The organism is Burkholderia pulmonis (genome assembly GCF_984667975.1).
Genome location: NZ_OZ480188.1, coordinates 935,452 through 955,185, shown reverse-complemented (window position 1 = coordinate 955,185; position 19,734 = coordinate 935,452). Strand labels below are relative to the sequence as shown.

Below are 19,734 nucleotides of genomic sequence, written 5' to 3'. Positions count from 1 at the left end.
CGCGACTTCGTATCGAAAGTTTCGTCGCGCCGCGCGCTGCTGTAAATTGGCGGAAGTGACAAATACTTTGCGAAATCCGACATGCACCGCGCAGCCATCCTCGCCTACGAAAATTGCTATGCCTTCAGCCTGGGGGGCTTCGCCGACATCCTTCAGGTGGCGAACTCGCACCTGAGGCGGCAGCACGGGGAAGCAGGCGCGCGCTACGAGTGGCATTTCGTGTCGCAACATGGCGGTCCGGTCAGGACCAGCAATGGTCTGGAGATCAATACGCAACCGATCCGCCCGCGGCAGCGCTTCGACCTGGTCTTCGTCCCGAGTGCGCACTATGCGGGGCACAAGGCGTTCGACAGGCTGCTGGCGAGTCAATCGATGGCGTGCGACTGGCTGATCACGCAATGGAACGCCGGCGCCTGCGTCGCGGCAAACTGCACCGGCACCTTCATCCTGGCGAAGACCGGCCTCCTGGACGGACGATCGGCGACGACGACGTGGTGGCTCGCCGACCAGTTTCGCGCGAGGTTTCCCCGCGTGAAGCTTCAGGTCGAACCCGTGCTGACCGAAGTCGATCGCCTGATTTGCGCCGGTGCATCGGCATCCTATCTGCTGCAGACCATTCACATCATCGAGCGTCTGTCGGGGCCGACGATTGCGTCGCTCTGCGCGAAAACCATGCTCATCGACGTCAGCCAGACGCGGCAAACGCCGTATCTCCCGTTGCTTGCCGACAAGGTTCATGGCGATTCGCTGGTTCATCGCGCGCAGCACCGGTTGCAGAAGAGCATGGCGAAGGAGATCCGGATGTCCGCGCTCGCGAGCGAACTCGACGTGAGCGAGCGGACCCTCATCCGGCGCTTCCAGGCCGCGCTGGACCAGACACCGCTGCGTTATTTGCAGAGCCTGAGAATCGAGGCGGCGCGTGGGCTGTTCGAGGCGAGCGACCTGAGTATCGAGGAGGTCGCAGTGAAGGTCGGCTATCGCGACGTGAGTTCGTTCTGCAGGTTGTTCAAGGAGCGGGTCGGGCTGAGCCCGGGCGCGTACCGTGGGCGCTTTCGAACGTCCTGACCAGCCTGTTCATCGTGCTTTTTCGGTTGCACGCTCCGGGTTCGACACCGGTTGCGAAACGACGGCGCACGTCGAGATCCACCGATATCGGGCGAATGTCGATCGTTCGAAAAAACCGGATCGTCGATTCAGATATTTCAAATATTCAGCATGCGCGTGGCTGGCTAGACTGAACACCATCAATCCCCACCACAGGTGCACTGATGGCCAAACCCGCCTCCGATCTGGAAAAAATCACTCGATTCGCTCCAAAGCTCGCTCAGCTGAGCGAAGACGTGCTCTTTGGCGATGTCTGGCAGCGCCCCGAGCTTTCGCCACGGGAGCGCAGCATTGCCACCGTTGCCGCGCTCACGGCCCTCTATCGTCCCGAGCAACTGCCCGGACACCTGCAGAGAGCCATCGCCAACGGCGTCACGAAAGACGAGCTGGGAGAACTGATTACCCACCTCGCGTTCTACGCCGGATGGCCCGCCGCGGCATCCGCGATCAATGCGCTCGCCGCGCTGCCCGAATAACGGAGAGGTGTCCGATGCCTTACGCACGCATTGCGTTGCTGGACGGTAAGCCCGCCGACTGGTTGGCGGCGATTTCGAGGAGCTTGCAGGAGGCGCTCGAGCAAACGTTCGAGGTGCCGGCCGGGGATTGCTTCCAGATCTTTCAGCAGTGCCGGCCGGGTGAACTGGTCTATGACCGGGACTACGGTGGCGGGCCGCGTACCGATGATTTCGTCATGTTCCACATCACGGCGGGGCGAGTGCGCAGTCCTGCGGTTAAAGCGGCGTTCTACGCGAGACTCGTCGAGCGGCTCGCGGACAGCCCCGGTATCCGGCCCGCGGACGTGATGGTGGTCATCGGCACGACCGGTGCCGAAGACTGGTCGTTCGGGCATGGCCGGGCCGCATCGCTGACGGCGCCGCCGACTCGTCAGGCCGTACCGTGAGAGGCACGCCGGCATGACGTTCGAACCCGGTCATGCGGCGCGGGAGAAAACACCTTCGAGAGCCGATGCGCCGAATGGCGCCGACGCTCATCGAAGGCGAAAGCGCGGGATGTCCATCATCCGGGCCGAGCGCTTCGACAAACGCATGTGCGCGGAGCGGTCGAGCGGCGAGCGCTGGCTTCGGTAAGACGCCCGGGCCCATTTTCTCCGGCCGTTCAGGCGCCTGACCGGCCGCCGCGCTCCGCGGCCACGCCCGCGAGCCATTCCGCATAGCTGGACGCGACGCGTTCGCGCAGCTCGTCGTCGTGCCACACGCGGATCACCTGGCCGGCCACGCCGCCTGCCGCGGGATCGAGGTCGACGCACAGATGGTTGCCGCTGCCGTCGTGCGTGAACGGAATCCACTTGAGGTTGTACCAGTCGTCGCGGATGCCGGCGTCGGGTTCCGACGTCATGTCGTCGAAGTCGCCGGCGGAAACCAGTTTCTGCCAGATCGACCATTGCGCGACGATCTGCTGCGCGCTCAGCAACGCATCGCTCTCGGCGAACACGGCGTCGGGATCCGCCTGTCCGTCGTGCAACCGGAGGCTGGCGATCAGGTCGTCCGGCAGCGTCGCACGCAGAGCGGTTTGCAGTTCGGCAATCGCAGGATCGCCGGCCGGCCCGTTCAGGCCGCCCGGCAAGCTGGCGGGATGGATGGCGATCGCGTGTTCGATACGTTTCCATGCTTCGCGAACGTCGGCCATGGTTGCGTCGGCAACGGATTCGCAGGGTGCGGGTTCGGGCTGCGGCGACTGCGGAGGGACCTGCGCGGTATCGTTCGCCGTCACGTCGATGCGTGATGTGCGTGCCCCCGTGCCGTCCAGCCGCAGGAACAGCACCGACGTACCGGCCGGCAGCACATCGACGCCCGCCGGGATCGCGACGAGCACATCGGCTTCGGCCACGCCGCGAACGGGGCCGTCACCCTGGAACGGCAGCAGGCCGACCCGCGATTCGCCGCGTTCGGTGCCGGACAGGTTGCCCCATCGCATCCCGTTGGATTCGGCATCGGGCTCGATGTCATGCGTGGTCAGCGCGGTTTCCCAATGCGGCCCCGGCGTCGCCACGTGCTCCAGCAAGTCGAGCACGTGCGGGACGATCGCATGCAGCAGCACGGCGACGCCGCTCGTGTGGCCCGGCAGGTTGACCAGCACGGCCTGGTCGTAGCTGGTGCGCAACTCGGTCCGGTAGACGAAGCCGTCCGGCCTCGTGGATTCGACGGTCCACTTCGTCGGGGGCGAGCGGTTTTCGCTGCGTCCGACATTGAAGCGTTCGCCGGGAGACTGCTTGACCTGGACCGTCGCCCGGTCGTTCGGGTACATCATCTGCGCATTCAGGCCGCGAATCCCGAATGGCGCACCGGCCGGCAACCCGGCGCCGACGATCAGGTCGTAGCGGCTGGAAAGCGCGACCAGCTGCTGCTTGAAGGCCCGTTCGTCGTGCTGACTCTCGGGCGACGACGAATCTGCCGAAGGCAACGGCAGATAGTCGACGGTCGGGACGTCGTAACCCCATTGCCGCAGCACCGCGCGCAGATAGGGGCCCATCGAGTCGAATCGCTGCCACGGTTCGCGCGCGTGGCCCGGCGGCGCTACATCGTAACCGGCGATCACGACGCCGACACGCGGCCGCCTCGTGACGGCAACGTCGCGTACACCTGCCGCTATCAGCGCGGCCTGCCGTGCGGGCGTGATCCGCATCCCTTTCGCGAGCAGCACCTGTCCTTTCCGGAATTCACTGCCGATGGCGATCACGTGCTGTCCTTCCGCCAGCGGCGCGTGAAACCGCAGGCGTGCGCCCGTGTTCGAGTCGAGCCACCGATGCTCGGCATTCGGCGCAACCGTGTCGGCGTGATCCGGCATCGCGACGTATGCCGGAATGTTGACCGCTTGCCGTTCGCCGAGCGCGCGGGCGGCCGGGCTTGCCGTGCGCGACGCCAGCGGGCCCAGCCTGAGGTCGCAAGCGAGCTCGACGGGTTCGCGGCGAGAGGCGGTTGCCGTATCGGCCGCACGCAGCGCGTAGCCGTCGCAGGCGGCCAGCGGAACGGACGGAACGTCGTCCGGGGCGAGGATGTCCTCCGCCGTGACGCGCAACGCCGCTTCGTCGATCGGGATCGACTCGCTCAGCATCGCGCCGGGAACGAGACGCCGGCATGGTTCATAGGCTTGCCTGAGCCATGCGGGACTGCGGGCGGATACGCTCATCGAATTCCTCGTGGTGATGCTTCGGGGTACACCCATGCCCGGCCTGGCGGCCGGCGCCGCTCTCCTGGCGCGTGATCGAAGCCGAATTTTTGTGAAGCGTTATTGGACGATTCATCGCGCCGCGATGTAACTGTCAGGTGTGTCAGGAAATTGTTGGCAGGGAGGGGCCGTGCATTCGCGCCGGCATGCGTTTTCCGCCGATGAATGCGTCACGTGCGGGGGTTGACGTAGTGTATCCGCCGAGGAAGCGGAACGGTCGGCGCACCCGGCGGTCATAAATTTTTTTACAAGGAGCAGCGGATGGCATCGAGCCAGGGCACGGTCGATTTCATCGTCGAGCAGATCGCGGCGGCCGGCACGGTCTCGGCCCGCAAGATGTTCGGCGAATACGGCATCTATTGCGACGGCAGGATGGTGGCGCTTGTCTGCGACGATCGGCTGTTCGTCAAGCCGACGCCCGAAGGGCGCGCGTATCTCGGCGCTTGCGACGAGGCTCCGCCGTATCCGGCCGCGAAGCCGCACCTTGTCATCACCGGCGATCGCTGGGACGACCGCGAATGGCTGTCGGCGCTGATCCGGATCACCGCCGCGCAACTGCCGCTGCCGGTCAAGCGCAACCGATAGCGGCGATGCGCGACACGCAGGCGTATTCTGTGACACATGCGCGCGGCCATCGCGCGCCAGGGAGCACAAGAATGGAGACATCCGAGCATCAGCGCGGCACGTGGCGTGCCCGCCGCGCGTGGCACGCGCTCGTCGCGGCCCTGTGTATCGGCTGGAGCGCGCTGTCGTTCGGCGCCGATGGCGCGAACGGCGCGGCCGCGCTGCTCGATCGTTATCACAGCCTCGGCGCGCAACTGAAGGACAACGCGTTTCACCGGCCGCTTTACATCGAATCGGCCGAGGCGTCGTCTTCGCTGAAGGGCGACATCTACGCGGTGGTCGATTATCCGTTCGCGGTGGTGAGCGGCCAGCTCGACGATCCCGCGCAGGGCCCGGCGAACTGGTGCGCGGTGCTGATCCTGCACCTGAACACGAAGTACTGTCATGCGTCGAGCGGCAGCAACGGCCCGGTGCTCGACGTGAACCTCGGCCGCAAGATCCAGCAGAAGCTGTCGGACACCTATCGCGTGCAGTTCCGCTATCGCGTGGCGGCCGCGACGCCCGACTATTTCCAGGTCGACCTGACCGCCGACAGCGGCCCGATGGGCACGAAGGATTACCGGATTGCGCTGGAGGCCGTGCCGGTGGGCGGGTCGCGCACGTTCCTGCACTTCACGTATTCGTATGGCTTCGGTACGGTCGGCCGGATGGCGATGAAGACCTACCTCGCGACGGTCGGCAGCGACAAGGTCGGGTTCACGAACATCGGCGCATCGGCCGCGCAGCCGCAGTACATCGGCGGCGTGCGCGGGCTGCTGGAGCGCAACACGATGCGCTACTACCTTGCGATCGACACGTATCTCGCGACGCTCGACAAACCGCTCGACCAGCGCCTCGCGCGCTGGTTCGATGCGACCGAGCAGTATCCGCAGCAACTGCACGAAGTCGAGCGCGGTGCCTATCTGCAGATGAAAGCGCAGGAGGTGCAGCGGCAGCAGGCGGCGCGGTAGGCTGCCGTCTGCTGTCGAATCGCCGCTCAGTCGAGCAGATCCGCGACGACGTCAACGATCCGCTGCAGCAGCGCCTCGTCGTAGGGCAGCCACGGCACTGCCCGCAGCGGCGACGGCGGCGGCGCGATCGTCGCGTCGACGGGCTCGCCGTCGCGCGTCACGCGGCCGGTCGCGCAATGCACCGACCACGCGCCGACGCGCACGTGGCGATCGTCGATCGTAATCTTCCCCTGCGCAACCGGTTCCGCGAACACGAGCGACAGCACGTGTTTGCGATGCCGCGCCATCACGCCCAGCGGCAGATCCGACAACCGGTTCAGGTGGTGCCGGCGTTCGGTTTCGAGGTCGCGCTGGCGGACCGGGTCCGTCGTGAGCGCGGCGGTGGCCGCGCGCGTCGCGTCGTCGTCGAGCGCGAACGCGGCCACGCTGACGAGCAGGTCGACCGCGCGCGCCACTTCCGAGAACACGACGGGGTCGATTTCGCCGATCGGCAGCGGCACCCAGCGTCGCTCGCGCCGGCGCTCGACATGCAATCGCCGCGACGTGCCGTGGCTTTCCGAACCGGGATAGAGCCGCGCATCGACGAGGAAGGTCGCGCGTACGTCGCCGAATTCGCGGACGAGCCCGTCGTCGTACGCGCGGATCGACCAGCCTTCGCGGCGCGCGACGCCGAGCAGCGGCCGGCTCGACAGCACATGACCTTCGAACATCGCGGAATCGCTGGCCGACGCGTCGTCATCGGCCGGTACGTAGTACTCGCGGAATGCCTGTCTGACCGGTTGCCGCAGCGACCGGCCGACGATCGCGCGCTGCCACGCGAGCCGTTCGTCCGCGTCGGCCAGCAGCGGATGCCATAGCCGGATGTCGCTGTCTTCGGCGATCTCGCATGCGTGCCCGGCCGCATCGCGGAGCACGACCTTGCCTTTCGCGATGTCGGGCATGAACGACTGCACCGCGCCATCGCGGCCGAGCGCTTGCCAGATCATCCGCGCGGAGAATGCGGCGCCGGCCGGCGCATCGACGAGCCGCTCGCGCCATTCGGCGTGACCGAGCGTCATCGGCTGCCAGAAGCCGGCCTCCATGCAGGTGGCGAGCATCGCGAGCTGCTTCTTGTCGGGCTTCGCGTCGAGCGTCATCCGCAGCGCGGTATGCGGCCGCTCGCCCAGTGCGCGCTCGGCCGGTTTCAGGTTGCGCGCCAGCTTTTTCTGCACGCCCGCATGACGCACCGCGGCCAGCGCGTCGCGCAGCGCACGCACGCTCTCGGGTGTCGGGATCGTCTCGATCGCATGGCCGAGCGCGATCGCGAGCGATTGCGACGGCGCTGTCTTCGCGGCCGTCGGCGCGACGCAGACGCCCGCCAGCAACGGCCCGATCAGCGGGCGCAACCACGCTTCGTCGCGATAGGCGGCCACGCGCACGGCGCGCGCGACGACCTGCGCGTCGTCGATCGTGAACGCGCCGTCGGCTTCGTACGGCACGGCACCGGCATGAAGGGCCGCGATCTGTCTGGCTGCCTCGGCCAGCGTGTCGTGCGCGAAGGCGACATACGCGGCGTCTTCCGCGAGCGTGACGGCCGGATCGCTGGCGTCGAGCCACAGCCGCTTCGGTGCGAAATAGCCGTTGTCCGTCACGGCGAGTGCGAGCAGCGACGCCGGGCCGAGTTCGGGCAGTACGTTCAGTTCACTCACGCGAAACGGTGAATCCGCCAGCGCCTGTGCATACGTGTCGTGCCGGGCCGAGAAGTCGCGGCGGCCGGCGAACCAGTCGAGCGCATACGCGCCATACGCGGATTTCGTGCGGATCTCGCCGTCTTCCGGTTCGCCCGCGATGCGGGCGAGTTCGGCCTGCAGCGCAGGCGACGGCAGCGTGTTGAGGCAGGGCAGGTCCTCCAGCGCGCGTTTCCATCCGCCGGGCGGAATGTCGCGGAACAGCTCGAGCGCCGCATCGGCGTCGACGAGCGGCACGAGGCCGAGCGCGTCGATCTGCCCGCGCAGCCAGCGCGCGAATTCGGCGCGCGGGTCGTCGTATGCGTGGTCGCGCAGCATGATCTCGTGCTCGGCGCGACGCAGTGCCGGCCACGCCGCACCGAGCGTGTGCGGGTCGAGCGCCGACAGGTCGATCGGTGCGCCGGTGAAGCGCGGATGGTCGGTCGTGCCGGTCAGGCGCGCGACGAGCCGCGCGGGGAGATCGCGATCAGTCATGTAGGGGTTCCTTGCCGACGGCGTGCGCGTGCGAGGCGCGGACGTCGGCGTGACCGGCGGATTCGTTCTGGCGCCATTTGATCTGTACTTGTCGGGCGGCGCGGATCGGGCCGCCGAGGCCGGCTGTTCGTTCGATCGTGTGCGGCATGGTTGGACTCCGGCAATGAAAACCGTGCGGTCGCACAGTATTGCACCCCGATCGGGACAGTCGGACGAATGCCCGCGCGGCGGGCATTTCAGGCCGGTTCGGCCGCGTTGCGCAAGGTTTCCCGCCGTCCGGCCATTTCATAAGACGTACAGTTTTCCCGCCATGCGCGAATCGCGCCGAACTGTACTCTTGTTCGCAAGATCGATGTGTGTACTCGCCGCCAACTGTTCTGCTCTTAAGATTTAATCATCAAGTGCACAGTGCCGCAGATCCAGCTGTACCGGAACCCTGTCGGCGCATTTTCAAGAGAGAGCCAGTGCGATGGAAAAGGCAAAACCGGAGGGAAAGATCAGGAATCACGACGGCCCGGTCGGCGGGCGGAACACGTGCGTATCGGACGCGCGAGGCATGGCGGCGCGGTTGCGCATGCCGGCGGGAGACGCACGATGAAACTGTATGAAAAACTCGCGGACGACATCGAGCGCCTGATCCGCCAGGGCGTGTACCGGCACGGCGACCGGATTCCGTCGGTGCGGCAGGCGAGCCAGCAGCACCGGATCAGCATCACGACCGTGCTGCATGCGTACCTGCTGCTGGAAAGCCGCGGGCTGCTCGAAAGCCGGCCGCAATCGGGCTATTTCGTGAACCTGCGCCGCGACGACAGCCACGCGCCGGTGCGCGAGCTGCGGCCGTCGAAGCCGATCGCGATCTCGTCGTCGGTCGACGTGAGCCGGCTCGTGCTGTCCACGCTGCGCTCGATCGGCACGGACGACGCGGTGCCGCTCGGCTCGCCGTACCCGGACCCGAGCCTGTTCCCGTTCGAGAAGCTGAACCGCTACGCGTATGCGGCCGGCCGCGACAAATCGCTGTGGGGCGTGACGGACGGGCTGCCACCCGGCCATCCGCGGCTGATCCGGCAGATCGCACGCCGCTACCTGGAAAACGGGATGCCGGTGGACCCGAACGAGATCATCGTGACGGTCGGCGCGACGGAGGCGATCAACCTGTGCCTGCAGGCGGTGGCGAAGCCGGGCGACACGATCGCGGTGGAATCGCCGACGTTCTACGCGATGCTGCACGCGATCGAGCGGATGGGAATGAAGGCGATCGAGGTCGCGACGCATCCGGAATACGGGATCGACATCGCGGCGCTGGCCGCGATCGCGAAGTCGCAGCCGATCGCCGCGTGCATGGTGATGCCGAACTTCCAGAATCCGCTCGGCTTCCAGATGCCCGACGAGCGCAAGCGCGAACTGGTCGAATTCGCGACGAAGGCCGGCATGCCGCTGATCGAGAACGGTGTGTATAACGAACTGTATTTCGGCGATTCGCATCCGAGCTCGCTGAAGTCCTACGACCGGACCGGAATCGTGCTGCATTGCTCGTCGTTCTCGAAGAGCCTGACGGCCGCGTACCGGATCGGCTGGGCGCTGCCGGGCCGTTATCGCGATCAGGTCGAGAAACTGAAGTTCCTGAACACGCTCGCGACGCCGTCGCTGCCGCAGCTCGCGATCGCGGAGTTCCTCGAGCGCGACGGCTACGAGCATCACCTGCGGCGCCTGCGCAAGGCGTATGCGCAGCAGGCGAACCTGATGCGCGCGATGGTGTCGCGCTTCTTCCCGGAGGGCACGCGCATTTCGAGCCCGGCGGGCGGCTACGTGCTGTGGGTCGAGTTGCCCGCGCAGGTCGACGCGATGCGGCTGTACCAGCTCGCGCTGGAGGAAGGGATCACGATCGGGCCCGGCTACATGTTCTCGATCACCGACAACTACCGGAATTTCATCCGCCTGAACTACAGCAGCCCGTGGTCGCCGGCGATCGAGCAGGCCGTGATCACGGTCGGCAAGCTGGCCGCTTCATGCATGCGGTGAGCGGAACGACGCGGTACGCGGTGCGTCGACGACGAAGCCGGCCTGGTGCCGGCTTGGTTTTTTTGCGGGACGGCCGGCACGGCCTCCGTCACGCTTGTCGCCCGAGATACTCGATGAGGAAATCGATGAACACACGCACCTTCGCCGACAGGTTGAGCCGCTCCGGATACACCGCGTAGATATCCGACGGCGGCAACGACCAGTCCGCGAGCACGCGCGTCAGTGCGCCCGAGTCGATGAACGGCTGCGCATCCCACTCGGACCGCACGAGCACGCCGTGCTCGTCGATCGCCCAGCGCAGCGTCGCTTCGCCGTCGTTGCTGCTCATCGCGCCATGCACCTTGACGAGCTCATGGCGCTTGCCCTTCGTGAAGTGCCACGTGCCATACGCAGTGTCGTTCTCGCGCAGCACGATGCAGCGGTGGCCGCGCAGGTCGCCGGGCACCATCGGCACGCCGTTCGCCTTCAGGTAGCCGGGCGATGCGCAGACGAAACGCCGGTTTGCCGCGAGCCGGCGCCCCACCACGCGCTGATCGGGCAGTTCGCCGAACCGGATGCCCACGTCGTACGCGAACTCGCCGAGGTTCATCGGGCGGTCGGTGAGTTCGAGCTGGATCTCGACGTCCGGGTGGCGAGCGCGGAATGCCGACAGCGCGGGCACGATGTGGCGGCGCCCGAAGCCGAACGTCGCATTGACCTTCAACAGGCCCTGCGGCTGGTTGCGGCTGCTCGACACCGTGCGCTCGAGTTCGTGCACCTGTTCCAGCAGCTTCGAGCCCGTCGCGAGGTACACCTCGCCTTCGTTGGTCATCGCCAGCCGCCGCGTGGTGCGGTTCAGCAGCTTCACGCCGAGGCGCCGCTCGATCTGGTTGAGCCGCGCGCTGACGGCCGGCGGCGTCACGCCGAGGTCGCGCGCGAGCGCCGACAGGCTGCCGTGCGTGACGAGTCGCGCGAAGAATTCGAGGTCTGCGATCGGGTCCATCTTAAAGTTTCATTTAATAATGGGTTAAGCTGCGCCTCATTTTAAGGCGTCACCCTCCAAATTACACTTTCGGAAACGTCCGGACCAGGGCGTTTTCGCAAGCAAGACGGAGGAACGATGGGACAGACGCTTTACCGGAAGATCGTGGCGAGCCACACGGTGTTCCGCGTCGATGCACAGCATGTCGTGCTGTACGCCGACCTGCACATCATGAACGAGTACACGAGCCCGCAGGCGTTCGCGGGGCTCGCGGAAAAGAACCTGCCGGTGCGCTGCCCGGAAAAGCAGATGGGCATCGTCGATCACGTGATCCCGACGCATCCCGTTCCGCTGGACAAGCGTACGATCGTCATCGACGCGGCGGCCGGCCAGGCCGCCAACTTCACGCGCAACTGCCGCCGGCACGGCATTCACCTGTTCGACGTGCAGGACGCCGAACAGGGCATCGAGCACGTGGTCGCGCCCGAGATCGGCCTGATCCGGCCGGGCATGGTCGTGCTGTGCGGCGACAGCCACACGACGACGTACGGCGCGCTGGGCGCGCTCGGTTTCGGCATCGGCACGTCGGAGGTCGAGCATGTGCTCGCGACGCAGACGCTCGTGTACCGCGTCGCGCGCGACATGCGCATTCACGTGGACGGCACGCTGCCCGCCGGCACCACGTCGAAGGATCTCGTTCTCTACATCATCTCGAAGATCGGCGCGCAGGGCGCCCGCGGTTTCGTCGTCGAATACGACGGGCCCGCGATCGACGCGCTGAGCGCCGAAGCGCGGATGACCCTGTGCAACATGACGGTGGAAGCCGGCGCGCGCGGCGCGCTGATCGCGCCCGACGATACGACGGTCGCCTACGTCCGGGAGCGGATTCGCGACCTGTCGGCGGCGCAGATCGACGCAGCCGCGACACAGTGGATGCAGCTGAAATCCGACGCCGATGCACCATTCGACGTCACGCATCGCTTCGATGCCGCGGATGTCGCGCCGTTCGTGACCTGGGGCACGAGCCCCGACCAGGCGATCGCGATCACCGCGCGCATTCCGGCGCTGTCGGCCGACCCGCTCGAACGCGACAACGCACGCAAGGCGCTCGACTACATGGGGCTCGACGCCGGGCAGCCGATCGACGGCCTGGCCGTCGACCACGTATTCATCGGCTCGTGCACGAATGCGCGGATCGAAGACTTGCGTGCCGTCGCGGACGTCGTGCGCGGCCGCACGGTGGCACGGACGGTGCGGGCGATGGTCGTGCCGGGTTCGGTCGCGGTGCGCGAGCAGGCCGAGCGCGAAGGGATCGCGCGCACGCTGATCGACGCCGGCTTCGAATGGCGCCAGCCCGGCTGCTCGATGTGCCTCGCGATGAACGACGACATCCTCGCGCCCGGCCAGCGCTGCGCATCGACGACGAACCGCAATTTCGAGGGCCGCCAGGGTCGCGGCGCCCGCACCCACCTGATGAGTCCGGCGATGGCCGCCGCCGCCGCGCTGGCCGGCCGCATCGTCGACGTACGCAAGGAGTTCGACCATGCGTGAGCATGCTTTCGTGACCGGCATCGCGGCACCGCTGCCGCTGAACAATCTCGACACCGACCAGATCATGCCGAAGCAGTTCCTGTTCGGCATCGACAAGTCGGGGCTCGCACGCGGCGTGCTGTACGACCTGCGTCACGACGGTTCGGGCACGCCGCGGCCGGACTTCGTGCTGAACCGCCCCGCGTATCGGGGGGCGCGCATCCTCGTGGCCGGCACCAACTTCGGGTGCGGGTCCAGCCGCGAACATGCGGTGTGGGGCCTGCAGCAGGCGGGCTTCGACGCGGTGATCGCCCCGAGCTTCGGCGAAATCTTCTACTTCAACGCGCTGAACAACCGGCTGTTGCTGGTGATGCTCGATCCGGCCGTGGTGGCCAAGCTCGTCGACCAGGCCGGCGAGCCGGCCACGAGCACGCTGACGATCGACGTGCTGCGCCAGGTCGTCAGGACTGCAGACGGGGTCGAGTACCCGTTCGATCTGCCCGAGCGGCAAAAGCGCATGTTCGTCGAAGGACTCGACATGATCGGCATGACGCTCGCCGACGGCGCCGCGATCGATGCGTTCGAGGCACGCCATCACGCAGCCCACCCGTGGATGAAGATCGATTTGCCGAAGCAGCAGCGCGAAGTTTGAAAGTGATGCGTTGACGCTCGCAACACGGGGCCGGCTGCGCGCGCTGCAACGCCGGCGGCCCCCGATGAAGTGGCACCCGACAAACACAAAATTGGAGACATGAAATGGACGCTTCCCCCGTACCGGCGAACCTGCCGCAAGCGACGCGACTATCGTCGCTGCTGAACCTGAAGATCGGCGGGATGCCGCTGCCGATGTTCGTCGCGATCGCGCTCGTCACGATCCTGGCAGCCGTCACGAAACGGCTGCCGAACGACATGATCGGCGGCTTCGCGGTGCTGATGCTGTCCGGGCTGCTGCTCGGCGAGATCGGCCGCCGGATTCCGGTGTTCCGGCATATCGGCGGCCCCGCGATCCTGTGCCTGTTCGTACCGTCGGCGCTGCTCGGTTACAAGCTGATGGACGACGCGACCCTCAAGGCGATCACGGTCACGATGAAGACGGCGAACCTTCAGTATCTGTACATCGCGTGCCTGGTGGCCGGGAGCATGCTCGGGATGAACCGGAAGATCCTGATCCAGGGCTTCCTCAAGATGTTCGTGCCGCTCCTCGTCGGCACCGTGGCCGCGATCGCGGCGGGGATCGCCGTCGGTCTCGCGTTCGGCTACGACCCGCAGCACACGTTCTTCTACATCGTGATGCCGATCCTCGGCGGCGGCATCGGCGAAGGCATCCTGCCGCTGTCGATCGGTTATTCGGAGATCACCGGTGCCGCACAGGGGCACCTGATCGCGATGATGGTGCCGGCCGCGCTGATCGGCAACGTCGTCGCGATCCTCGCGAGCGGCGTACTGAAGCGTTTCGGCGAAAAGCACCGCGGCTACAGCGGCGACGGCCTGCTGGTGAAGACCGGCGAAGACCGTGAACTGCTTGCCGCGCAAAAGGCCGAGGCCGATCTCGACCTGCGGCTGATGGGGTTCGGCCTGCTGCTCGCGTGCACGCTGTTCATCCTCGGCGGGTTGCTGGCGCCGCTCACCGGCATCCCGGGCCCCGTGCTGATGATCGTCGCGGCGGCCGTGCTGAAGGTGTGCCGCGCGATTCCCGAGTCGATGGAAACCGGCGCGTACCAGATGTACAAGTTCATGTCGACGAACCTGACGTTCGCGATCCTCGTCGGGCTCGGCACGCTGTTCGTGTCGTGGGACAAGCTCGTCGGCGCGTTCTCGCCGGGCTATTTCGTGATCTGCGCGTCGATCGTGATCGCGATGGTGGTGTCCGGGTTCTTCGTCGGCGCCGCGCTGAAGATGTATCCGGTGGAATCCGCGATCATCACCGCGTGCCACAGCGGGCTGGGCGGCACGGGTGACGTCGCGATCCTGTCGTCGTCGAACCGGATGGGGCTGATGCCGTTCGCGCAGATCTCGACGCGCATCGGCGGCGCGGCGATGGTCGTGCTGGCGACGATCGTGATGAAGTGGCTGCATTGACGCACGGGTCGCACGGCCGTGGCCGACCGGCCCCGCAGGTGGCCGGCCTGCATCGCGCAGCACGTGCCAGAAGCGGCGTCGACACGCCGCTTCTGGCATCGGGTCCGGTATCGACCGGGCCGCTACCGGCTCTCCCGCGCGGTGCGTGTCTATTCGGTGCCGGGCATCGGCAGGACGGTGCCGTAGTTCACGCCGAGCCCGATGCGGGCATAGCCCTCCCGCTCGCACCAGCCGCGGAATACGACCGTATCGCCGTCCTCGAGATAGAAGCGATGTTCGCCGTTGCCGATGTCGACGCGCTTCGTTCCCGCGACCGTCAACTCGAGCAACGCGCCGGCTTCGCTTGCCGACGGCCCTGAAATGGTGCCGCTTCCCAGCAGGTCGCCGCTTTGCAGATTGCATCCGCCGACCGTGTGGTGGGCGATCATTTGCCCGAGCGTCCAGTGCTGGTGCCGGAAGCTGGTTCGCGTCAGCGTCCGGGGCCGGGCGCCATTCGCGAGCTGGCTCGCGCTGAGGATTGACGCCTCGAGCTGGATGTCGAATGCGCCGCTGTCGGCATTGCCTTTCGCACTCAGGTATTCCATCGGCTGAGGCCGGTCGGGCGCACGCGACCAGGTCGTACGATACGGCAGCAGCGCTTCCAGGGTCACCAGCCACGGTGAAATCGTGGTGGCGAAATTCTTGGCGAGGAACGGCCCGAGCGGTTGCATCTCCCATGACTGGATATCGCGTGCCGACCAGTCGTTGAGCAGGCACAGCCCGAAGATGTGCTGCTGGGCGTGTGTCAGCGGGATGGACCGGCCCCGAGCGTTGCCGGTGCCGATCACCGCGCCGATCTCGAGTTCATAGTCCAGCTTGCGACAGGGGCCATAGACCGGCGAAGCGGATTGCCCGTCGCGATACTGCCCGGTCGGCCGGTAGACGTGCTGGCCGCTCACGCCGATCGACGAGACCCGGCCGTGGTAGGCAATGGGCAGCCAGTCGAAATTTTCGCCGACGGTCATGCCGAGCGGGCGGCTGACATTCAGTGCGTGATCGAGCGACGTGTAGAAATCGGTGTAGTCGCCGATTCGCACGGGCACCGCATATTCAGCGTCGATTTGCGGGACGAGGGTTTCGCGCATGAGCGTCTCGACGCTGCTGCCCGCCTCGAGCAGCCGGAACAGCGTATGGCGCAGTGCTTGCCAGGCGTCGGGGCCCATGTCCAGCAGCGCATTGAGTGTCGGCCCGGACGCTGCGTGTATCGCCTCCGCCGCCAGACCTTCGAGCCCGATCAGTTGCCCCACGGCGACGAGATCGACGATCTGATCGCCGATTCCCACGCCGCCGCGCCACGCGTGGTCGCTGCCGGCCCGTCGGAAGACGCAGAGCGGCAGGTTCTGCAACGGGAAGTCGGTATCGGCCGTATTGGCCTGCGCGAGCCAGCTCCGGCGAGACGCGTCGTGTGTGTGATTCAGTTCCATGGACACCTTCAGGAAAGGGGATGGGTGGACGGATCAGCCTGCGGCCGAGAGTGAGTCGTCAAAAATGGCCACTGCCCGCGTCCACCCTGCGGACGCGCCGCGGATCTTGTGCGGGAAGCAGGAGATGAAGAAGCCGTGCGGCGGGAGGACTTCCAGGTTGTGCAGTTTCTCCAGGTGGCAGTAGCCGATGTTGCGGCCGGCCTTGTGGCCCTCCCAGATCAGCGAAGGGTCGCGCGTGTCGGCATATTTCCTGGCCGTATGCACGAACGGAGCGTCCCAGCTCCAGCCGTCCGTCCCCGTGAGGCGCACGCCGCGCTCGAGGAGGTACATCGTTGCGTCGAGGCCCATCCCGCACCCGGAGGAAACGTAGTCCGGCTGACCGTAGCGCTTGCCTGCGCGCGTGTTGATGACAACGATCTCCAGCGGCTCGAGCGCGTGATCGATGCGACGAAGTTCCGCTTCGACATCGTCGGCCGTGACGACGTAGCCATCGTCGAAGCCGGTGAAGTCGAGCTTCACGCCAGGCTGGAAACACCATTCCAGCGGCACTTCGTCGATCGTGATCGACGGCTCATGCTGGCCTGTCGACCGGTTCATCGTGCTGTGGAAGTGGTAGGGCGCGTCGAGATGGGTGCCGTTGTGCGTGCTGAGCTGAACGTGTTCGATCGCCCATCCTTCGCTGTCGGGCAGGTCGGCGGTCTGCATCCCGGGAAAGAACGCCGTCACGTCCCTGGCCGTTTCCTGGTGGGCCAGGTACTGAATCTTCGGGCCATACCCGGGCGGGTCGGAAATGACGTCGTTTTCCAGATAGATCGAGAGATCGACGAAGCGTCGGGTCATGTTCGGATACCTCTTGGTGGTCAGTGGCGCCGGTGGGGCGAGTCGGCTCGTTCGGTTGTATCGGAAGCGGTCGCGATGGCTGCGATCGATAGGTGAATCAGCCGGATGCGACGCAGTCGACACGGCACATGGGCTTGCGACGGGGCGTTCCATCAGGCGATCGGGAACCGGGATCGACGCGGCGCGGTATCGAAGGGATGCTGTCGAGACGCGTTCCGGGCAACCAATGCTACACACTGACTGTACGATCGTACAGTCAATTTTTACCGTGGTAAACGAGGAACGGATGTCGCCGTCCTGTCAGCGGTGCGTGACGGATTCCGGAATTCGTTACGACGTGATCGGTGATGAATGACTGATCGTACGAACAGTCAGGCTATCCGGCCTGGGATAGAATCGCGCTCATGCAGAACGAGGAAGAGGCTCATGAGCAAGGTGGCACCGAGTGACGGAAAGCGTCCGGGCAGGAAGGCGGCGGCGAAGCCGGAGATCGAAAAGCGCGAACGGATTCTGTTGACCGCGGAGCGGCTGTTTGCGGCTGACGGCTATCACGGCGTGTCGATGCGGGACATCGCGAAGGAGGCCGATGTCGGCCTCCCGCTGATCGTGTATCACTTCGAGACCAAACTGGGCCTGTACCAGTCGATATTCGAATACCGGCGGACGCTGTTCGACGAACGGCGACGACTGCTCGACAAGGTCGTCGATTTCGACGATCCCGATGCGCTGCTGAAAATTGCCACGGCTTTCGTGTCGCCGGTCGTGAAGAGTTACGCAACGCCCGAAGGCCGCAACTATGCGTTGCTGGTGGTGCGAGAGGTGTCCGATCCCCAGGAAGAAGCGCGCGGCATCATCGAGGAATACTACGACCCGGTCGCGCGGGCGTTCATCGCGGCGGTGAAGCAGGCGCTGCCCGGCGTGCCGGACGAGTACCTGCACTGGAGCTATCACTTCGCTGTCGGGGCGCTCGTCATGAGCGTGTTCGACCGGCGCGTCGAACGTCTTTCCGGCGGGAAGTTTCGAAACATCGACGTCACCAGAAAAACCAGAATGCTCGCGGCATTCATCGCCGACGGGATGCTCGGCGGCGCGCGTCGGTTCAAGCGGCGATAGCCGCCGGGATGCAGCGGCATCCCGGTTCGTCGTCCGCGATATTCAGTTCGCGGACGCAGGGCCCGGCAGCCCGGCGCCCCGGGTGTTGAGCAGCCCGCCCAGCAGAACGCGACAGCATTCCTCGAGTGCCTCGTCGACGCTCAGCCCGGCTTTGGCCAGGAATTCGGGTTGGCGGACATACGCCGCGGCGCCGCTGAGCGCCTGGGTCACGACTTCCGCATGGCAGGGCACGAAGATGCGTTGCGCCACGCCATCCTCGATCAACTGGCGCATGCGAACCGAGCGTGCTTCCCGATACTGGTCGAACAAGGCTCTTCCCTGTTCCAGCGCCTCGAGATCGCGCTGACACGCGGCGCCCATCCGGCCGGCCGCCCGAACCCCCACGTTCACATAGTCGACGAGGACCCTGGTCAGGTCGGTCTCGCCGGCGCCTGCCGTCTGTCCCTCTTCGAGCTTGCTGGAGAAGAACTGCTGCATCACCACGCAGAAGAGTGCTTCCTTGGTATCTGCCACGTCATACAGCCTTCGCCGCGAACAACGAAGCCGTGCGGCGATTTCCCCGACGGTGAGCTGGCTGTACCCCTCGTCCAGGAAGAGATTCAACAGCTCACGGAGAAATGCGTCGTCTTGGGTCACTTTCTTCATCGGGGAATATCCTGGCGCCTGTCGGTACCAAATGTGTTTACTTGGTACCATGCGTGTGCTGTAATGGTACCGTTCAGTCATTAATGGTACCAAACATCGTTGGGGATAGCCGCCTGCGGGGTGCTTCCGGGAATCCGGGCGCTTTGTGTTTGCGCGGCACGCGTCGAACGATGTCGCGAATCTCCGCACCTGTCACGCCTGGGAGTGAAGTCATGCCACGCTTGGTTTGTCTGACCCGTCCTATCGATCCGCAATTGAGGGAGCTGATTCCTCCGGAGCTGCGCGCAATGGCCAACGTCATTGCCCCGGAGATCCAGTTCAACCGGCCAGAGGGAAAAGGCCGCGAGCGGATGATGTCCATCTTCTGCTGCGCGCAGCACGACCTGCCGTCCGGCGAGGGCTGGGGCGAAGAGTTCATGACCGACATGAACTCGCATTGCGGCACGCACGTCGATGCGCCGTATCACAGCGGAAACATCGTGGAAGGACGGCCGGCCCGGAAGATCCACGAGATCGATCTGGACGAGCTGTTCTGCCCCGGGATCGTGCTCGACATGCGCCCCTACCCGCGAAGAAACGACGCCTACACGGTCGATGAACTGCAGCGCGCGATCGATGCCGTCGGGCGGCCCATTCAGGCCGGCGATGCGGTGATCCTCCGCACCGGGCAGGAGGCGTATTCCCCTGCCGATCCCGACTGGTGGTCATACCCGGGCATGTCCCGCGAGGGCACGCTGTTCCTCGCGAACGCCGGTGCCAAAGTGCTAGGGACCGATGCGCCGGGCTGGGACCGTCCGTTTCCAGCGATGAAAAAGCTGTTTCAGGCAACGGGTGACGGCTCCGCAATCTGGGACGGGCACTTCGCGATCCAGGAAAAGGAGGCCTTCATCGTGCAGCAGATGCACAACCTGGGCGCGCTGCCTTCTGCGGGTTTCATGGTCGGATTCTTCCCGATCAAGCTGGTTGGGACGAGCGCGGCGCCCGCCCGCGTGGTCGCATTTCTCGACGAACAGGATTAA

The 19,734-nt window shown here is 65.9% G+C and carries 18 protein-coding genes; 11 read left to right on the top strand and 7 right to left on the bottom strand.

What is annotated here, in order from left to right; translation table 11 throughout:
* Positions 1 to 81 precede the first annotated feature (81 nt).
* The 3 genes from AC5LXK_RS35825 (at position 82) to AC5LXK_RS35815 (ending at position 2,005) form a co-directional block, all read left to right on the top strand.
* Entirely contained in the window at positions 82 to 1,065 is a 984-nt protein-coding gene (locus AC5LXK_RS35825; RefSeq protein ID WP_493394365.1) for a GlxA family transcriptional regulator, read from the top strand.
* Between the two features lie 203 nt (positions 1,066 to 1,268).
* A complete protein-coding gene (locus AC5LXK_RS35820) occupies positions 1,269 to 1,580 on the top strand; it encodes a carboxymuconolactone decarboxylase family protein (protein ID WP_175844772.1) in 312 nt (103 codons plus the stop codon).
* A gap of 14 nt (positions 1,581 to 1,594) precedes the next feature.
* Positions 1,595 to 2,005 (top strand): tautomerase family protein, encoded by a 411-nt coding sequence (locus tag AC5LXK_RS35815; RefSeq protein WP_493394364.1) that lies wholly within the window; start codon positions 1,595 to 1,597, stop codon positions 2,003 to 2,005.
* Positions 2,006 to 2,220: 215 nt separating this feature from the next.
* On the opposite strand, the gene AC5LXK_RS35810 is transcribed toward AC5LXK_RS35815, so the two are convergent.
* Positions 2,221 to 4,251 carry an SMI1/KNR4 family protein gene (locus AC5LXK_RS35810; protein ID WP_493394363.1) on the bottom strand — a complete coding sequence of 677 codons (2,031 nt, stop codon included), beginning with the start codon at positions 4,249 to 4,251 and terminating at the stop codon, positions 2,221 to 2,223.
* A gap of 300 nt (positions 4,252 to 4,551) precedes the next feature.
* On the opposite strand from AC5LXK_RS35810, the gene AC5LXK_RS35805 reads away from it, so the two are divergent.
* Together AC5LXK_RS35805 and AC5LXK_RS35800 are read left to right on the top strand one after the other, a co-directional pair.
* Positions 4,552 to 4,875 carry a TfoX/Sxy family protein gene (locus AC5LXK_RS35805; RefSeq protein WP_493394362.1) on the top strand — a complete coding sequence of 108 codons (324 nt, stop codon included), beginning with the start codon at positions 4,552 to 4,554 and terminating at the stop codon, positions 4,873 to 4,875.
* A 71-nt stretch (positions 4,876 to 4,946) separates the two neighbouring features.
* Positions 4,947 to 5,864: a hypothetical protein gene (locus AC5LXK_RS35800; RefSeq protein ID WP_493394361.1), complete on the top strand. Its 918-nt coding sequence runs from the start codon at positions 4,947 to 4,949 to the stop codon at positions 5,862 to 5,864.
* Positions 5,865 to 5,890: 26 nt separating this feature from the next.
* Here the strand turns inward: AC5LXK_RS35800 and AC5LXK_RS35795 are convergent, their stop codons facing one another.
* The gene (locus AC5LXK_RS35795) at positions 5,891 to 8,065 is read right to left on the bottom strand and encodes a DUF4132 domain-containing protein (protein ID WP_493394360.1); all 2,175 of its coding nucleotides are present in this window, start codon (positions 8,063 to 8,065) and stop codon (positions 5,891 to 5,893) included.
* Positions 8,058 to 8,213 (bottom strand): hypothetical protein, encoded by a 156-nt coding sequence (locus tag AC5LXK_RS35790; protein ID WP_493394359.1) that lies wholly within the window; start codon positions 8,211 to 8,213, stop codon positions 8,058 to 8,060. Before AC5LXK_RS35790 ends, AC5LXK_RS35795 begins: the two co-directional genes overlap by 8 nt.
* A gap of 446 nt (positions 8,214 to 8,659) precedes the next feature.
* Here AC5LXK_RS35790 and AC5LXK_RS35785 point away from each other — a divergent pair, with 446 nt between their 5' ends.
* On the top strand, positions 8,660 to 10,084 hold the full coding sequence (locus tag AC5LXK_RS35785) for an aminotransferase-like domain-containing protein (RefSeq protein WP_493394358.1): 1,425 nt from the start codon (positions 8,660 to 8,662) through the stop codon (positions 10,082 to 10,084).
* Positions 10,085 to 10,172: 88 nt separating this feature from the next.
* On the opposite strand, the gene AC5LXK_RS35780 is transcribed toward AC5LXK_RS35785, so the two are convergent.
* Entirely contained in the window at positions 10,173 to 11,066 is an 894-nt protein-coding gene (locus tag AC5LXK_RS35780; protein WP_493394357.1) for a LysR family transcriptional regulator, read from the bottom strand.
* A gap of 117 nt (positions 11,067 to 11,183) precedes the next feature.
* Between AC5LXK_RS35780 and leuC the strand changes: the two genes are divergently transcribed.
* The 3 genes from leuC (at position 11,184) to AC5LXK_RS35765 (ending at position 14,654) form a co-directional block, all read left to right on the top strand.
* Positions 11,184 to 12,596, top strand: a complete 1,413-nt coding sequence (gene leuC, locus AC5LXK_RS35775; protein ID WP_493394356.1) for a 3-isopropylmalate dehydratase large subunit — start codon at positions 11,184 to 11,186, stop codon at positions 12,594 to 12,596.
* Positions 12,589 to 13,227 carry a 3-isopropylmalate dehydratase small subunit gene (leuD, locus tag AC5LXK_RS35770; protein ID WP_493394355.1) on the top strand — a complete coding sequence of 213 codons (639 nt, stop codon included), beginning with the start codon at positions 12,589 to 12,591 and terminating at the stop codon, positions 13,225 to 13,227. Before leuC ends, leuD begins: the two co-directional genes overlap by 8 nt.
* A gap of 104 nt (positions 13,228 to 13,331) precedes the next feature.
* Positions 13,332 to 14,654 carry a 2-hydroxycarboxylate transporter family protein gene (locus tag AC5LXK_RS35765; RefSeq protein ID WP_493394354.1) on the top strand — a complete coding sequence of 441 codons (1,323 nt, stop codon included), beginning with the start codon at positions 13,332 to 13,334 and terminating at the stop codon, positions 14,652 to 14,654.
* 149 nt (positions 14,655 to 14,803) lie between these two features.
* Here the strand turns inward: AC5LXK_RS35765 and fahA are convergent, their stop codons facing one another.
* Entirely contained in the window at positions 14,804 to 16,117 is a 1,314-nt protein-coding gene (gene fahA / locus AC5LXK_RS35760) for a fumarylacetoacetase (protein ID WP_493394353.1), read from the bottom strand.
* Between the two features lie 33 nt (positions 16,118 to 16,150).
* Positions 16,151 to 16,957, bottom strand: a complete 807-nt coding sequence (locus AC5LXK_RS35755; protein WP_493394352.1) for a cyclase family protein — start codon at positions 16,955 to 16,957, stop codon at positions 16,151 to 16,153.
* Between the two features lie 351 nt (positions 16,958 to 17,308).
* Between AC5LXK_RS35755 and AC5LXK_RS35750 the strand changes: the two genes are divergently transcribed.
* The gene (locus AC5LXK_RS35750) at positions 17,309 to 18,070 is read left to right on the top strand and encodes a TetR/AcrR family transcriptional regulator (RefSeq protein WP_493394351.1); all 762 of its coding nucleotides are present in this window, start codon (positions 17,309 to 17,311) and stop codon (positions 18,068 to 18,070) included.
* Between the two features lie 42 nt (positions 18,071 to 18,112).
* On the opposite strand, the gene AC5LXK_RS35745 is transcribed toward AC5LXK_RS35750, so the two are convergent.
* Positions 18,113 to 18,715, bottom strand: coding sequence for a TetR/AcrR family transcriptional regulator (locus AC5LXK_RS35745; protein WP_493394350.1), 603 nt, complete (start codon positions 18,713 to 18,715; stop codon positions 18,113 to 18,115).
* A gap of 287 nt (positions 18,716 to 19,002) precedes the next feature.
* Here AC5LXK_RS35745 and AC5LXK_RS35740 point away from each other — a divergent pair, with 287 nt between their 5' ends.
* On the top strand, positions 19,003 to 19,734 hold the full coding sequence (locus AC5LXK_RS35740) for a cyclase family protein (protein ID WP_493394349.1): 732 nt from the start codon (positions 19,003 to 19,005) through the stop codon (positions 19,732 to 19,734).

Bases quoted from the DNA above. Each gene is read 5' to 3' on its own strand.
- AC5LXK_RS35825 (WP_493394365.1), top strand. From the start codon at position 82: ATGCACCGCGCAGCCATCCTCGCCTACGAAAATTGCTATGCCTTCAGC.
- AC5LXK_RS35820 (WP_175844772.1), top strand. From the start codon at position 1,269: ATGGCCAAACCCGCCTCCGATCTGGAAAAAATCACTCGATTCGCTCCA.
- AC5LXK_RS35815 (WP_493394364.1), top strand. From the start codon at position 1,595: ATGCCTTACGCACGCATTGCGTTGCTGGACGGTAAGCCCGCCGACTGG.
- AC5LXK_RS35810 (WP_493394363.1), bottom strand. From the start codon at position 4,251: ATGAGCGTATCCGCCCGCAGTCCCGCATGGCTCAGGCAAGCCTATGAA.
- AC5LXK_RS35805 (WP_493394362.1), top strand. From the start codon at position 4,552: ATGGCATCGAGCCAGGGCACGGTCGATTTCATCGTCGAGCAGATCGCG.
- AC5LXK_RS35800 (WP_493394361.1), top strand. From the start codon at position 4,947: ATGGAGACATCCGAGCATCAGCGCGGCACGTGGCGTGCCCGCCGCGCG.
- AC5LXK_RS35795 (WP_493394360.1), bottom strand. From the start codon at position 8,065: ATGACTGATCGCGATCTCCCCGCGCGGCTCGTCGCGCGCCTGACCGGC.
- AC5LXK_RS35790 (WP_493394359.1), bottom strand. From the start codon at position 8,213: ATGCCGCACACGATCGAACGAACAGCCGGCCTCGGCGGCCCGATCCGC.
- AC5LXK_RS35785 (WP_493394358.1), top strand. From the start codon at position 8,660: ATGAAACTGTATGAAAAACTCGCGGACGACATCGAGCGCCTGATCCGC.
- AC5LXK_RS35780 (WP_493394357.1), bottom strand. From the start codon at position 11,066: ATGGACCCGATCGCAGACCTCGAATTCTTCGCGCGACTCGTCACGCAC.
- leuC (WP_493394356.1), top strand. From the start codon at position 11,184: ATGGGACAGACGCTTTACCGGAAGATCGTGGCGAGCCACACGGTGTTC.
- leuD (WP_493394355.1), top strand. From the start codon at position 12,589: ATGCGTGAGCATGCTTTCGTGACCGGCATCGCGGCACCGCTGCCGCTG.
- AC5LXK_RS35765 (WP_493394354.1), top strand. From the start codon at position 13,332: ATGGACGCTTCCCCCGTACCGGCGAACCTGCCGCAAGCGACGCGACTA.
- fahA (WP_493394353.1), bottom strand. From the start codon at position 16,117: ATGGAACTGAATCACACACACGACGCGTCTCGCCGGAGCTGGCTCGCG.
- AC5LXK_RS35755 (WP_493394352.1), bottom strand. From the start codon at position 16,957: ATGACCCGACGCTTCGTCGATCTCTCGATCTATCTGGAAAACGACGTC.
- AC5LXK_RS35750 (WP_493394351.1), top strand. From the start codon at position 17,309: ATGACTGATCGTACGAACAGTCAGGCTATCCGGCCTGGGATAGAATCG.
- AC5LXK_RS35745 (WP_493394350.1), bottom strand. From the start codon at position 18,715: ATGAAGAAAGTGACCCAAGACGACGCATTTCTCCGTGAGCTGTTGAAT.
- AC5LXK_RS35740 (WP_493394349.1), top strand. From the start codon at position 19,003: ATGGCCAACGTCATTGCCCCGGAGATCCAGTTCAACCGGCCAGAGGGA.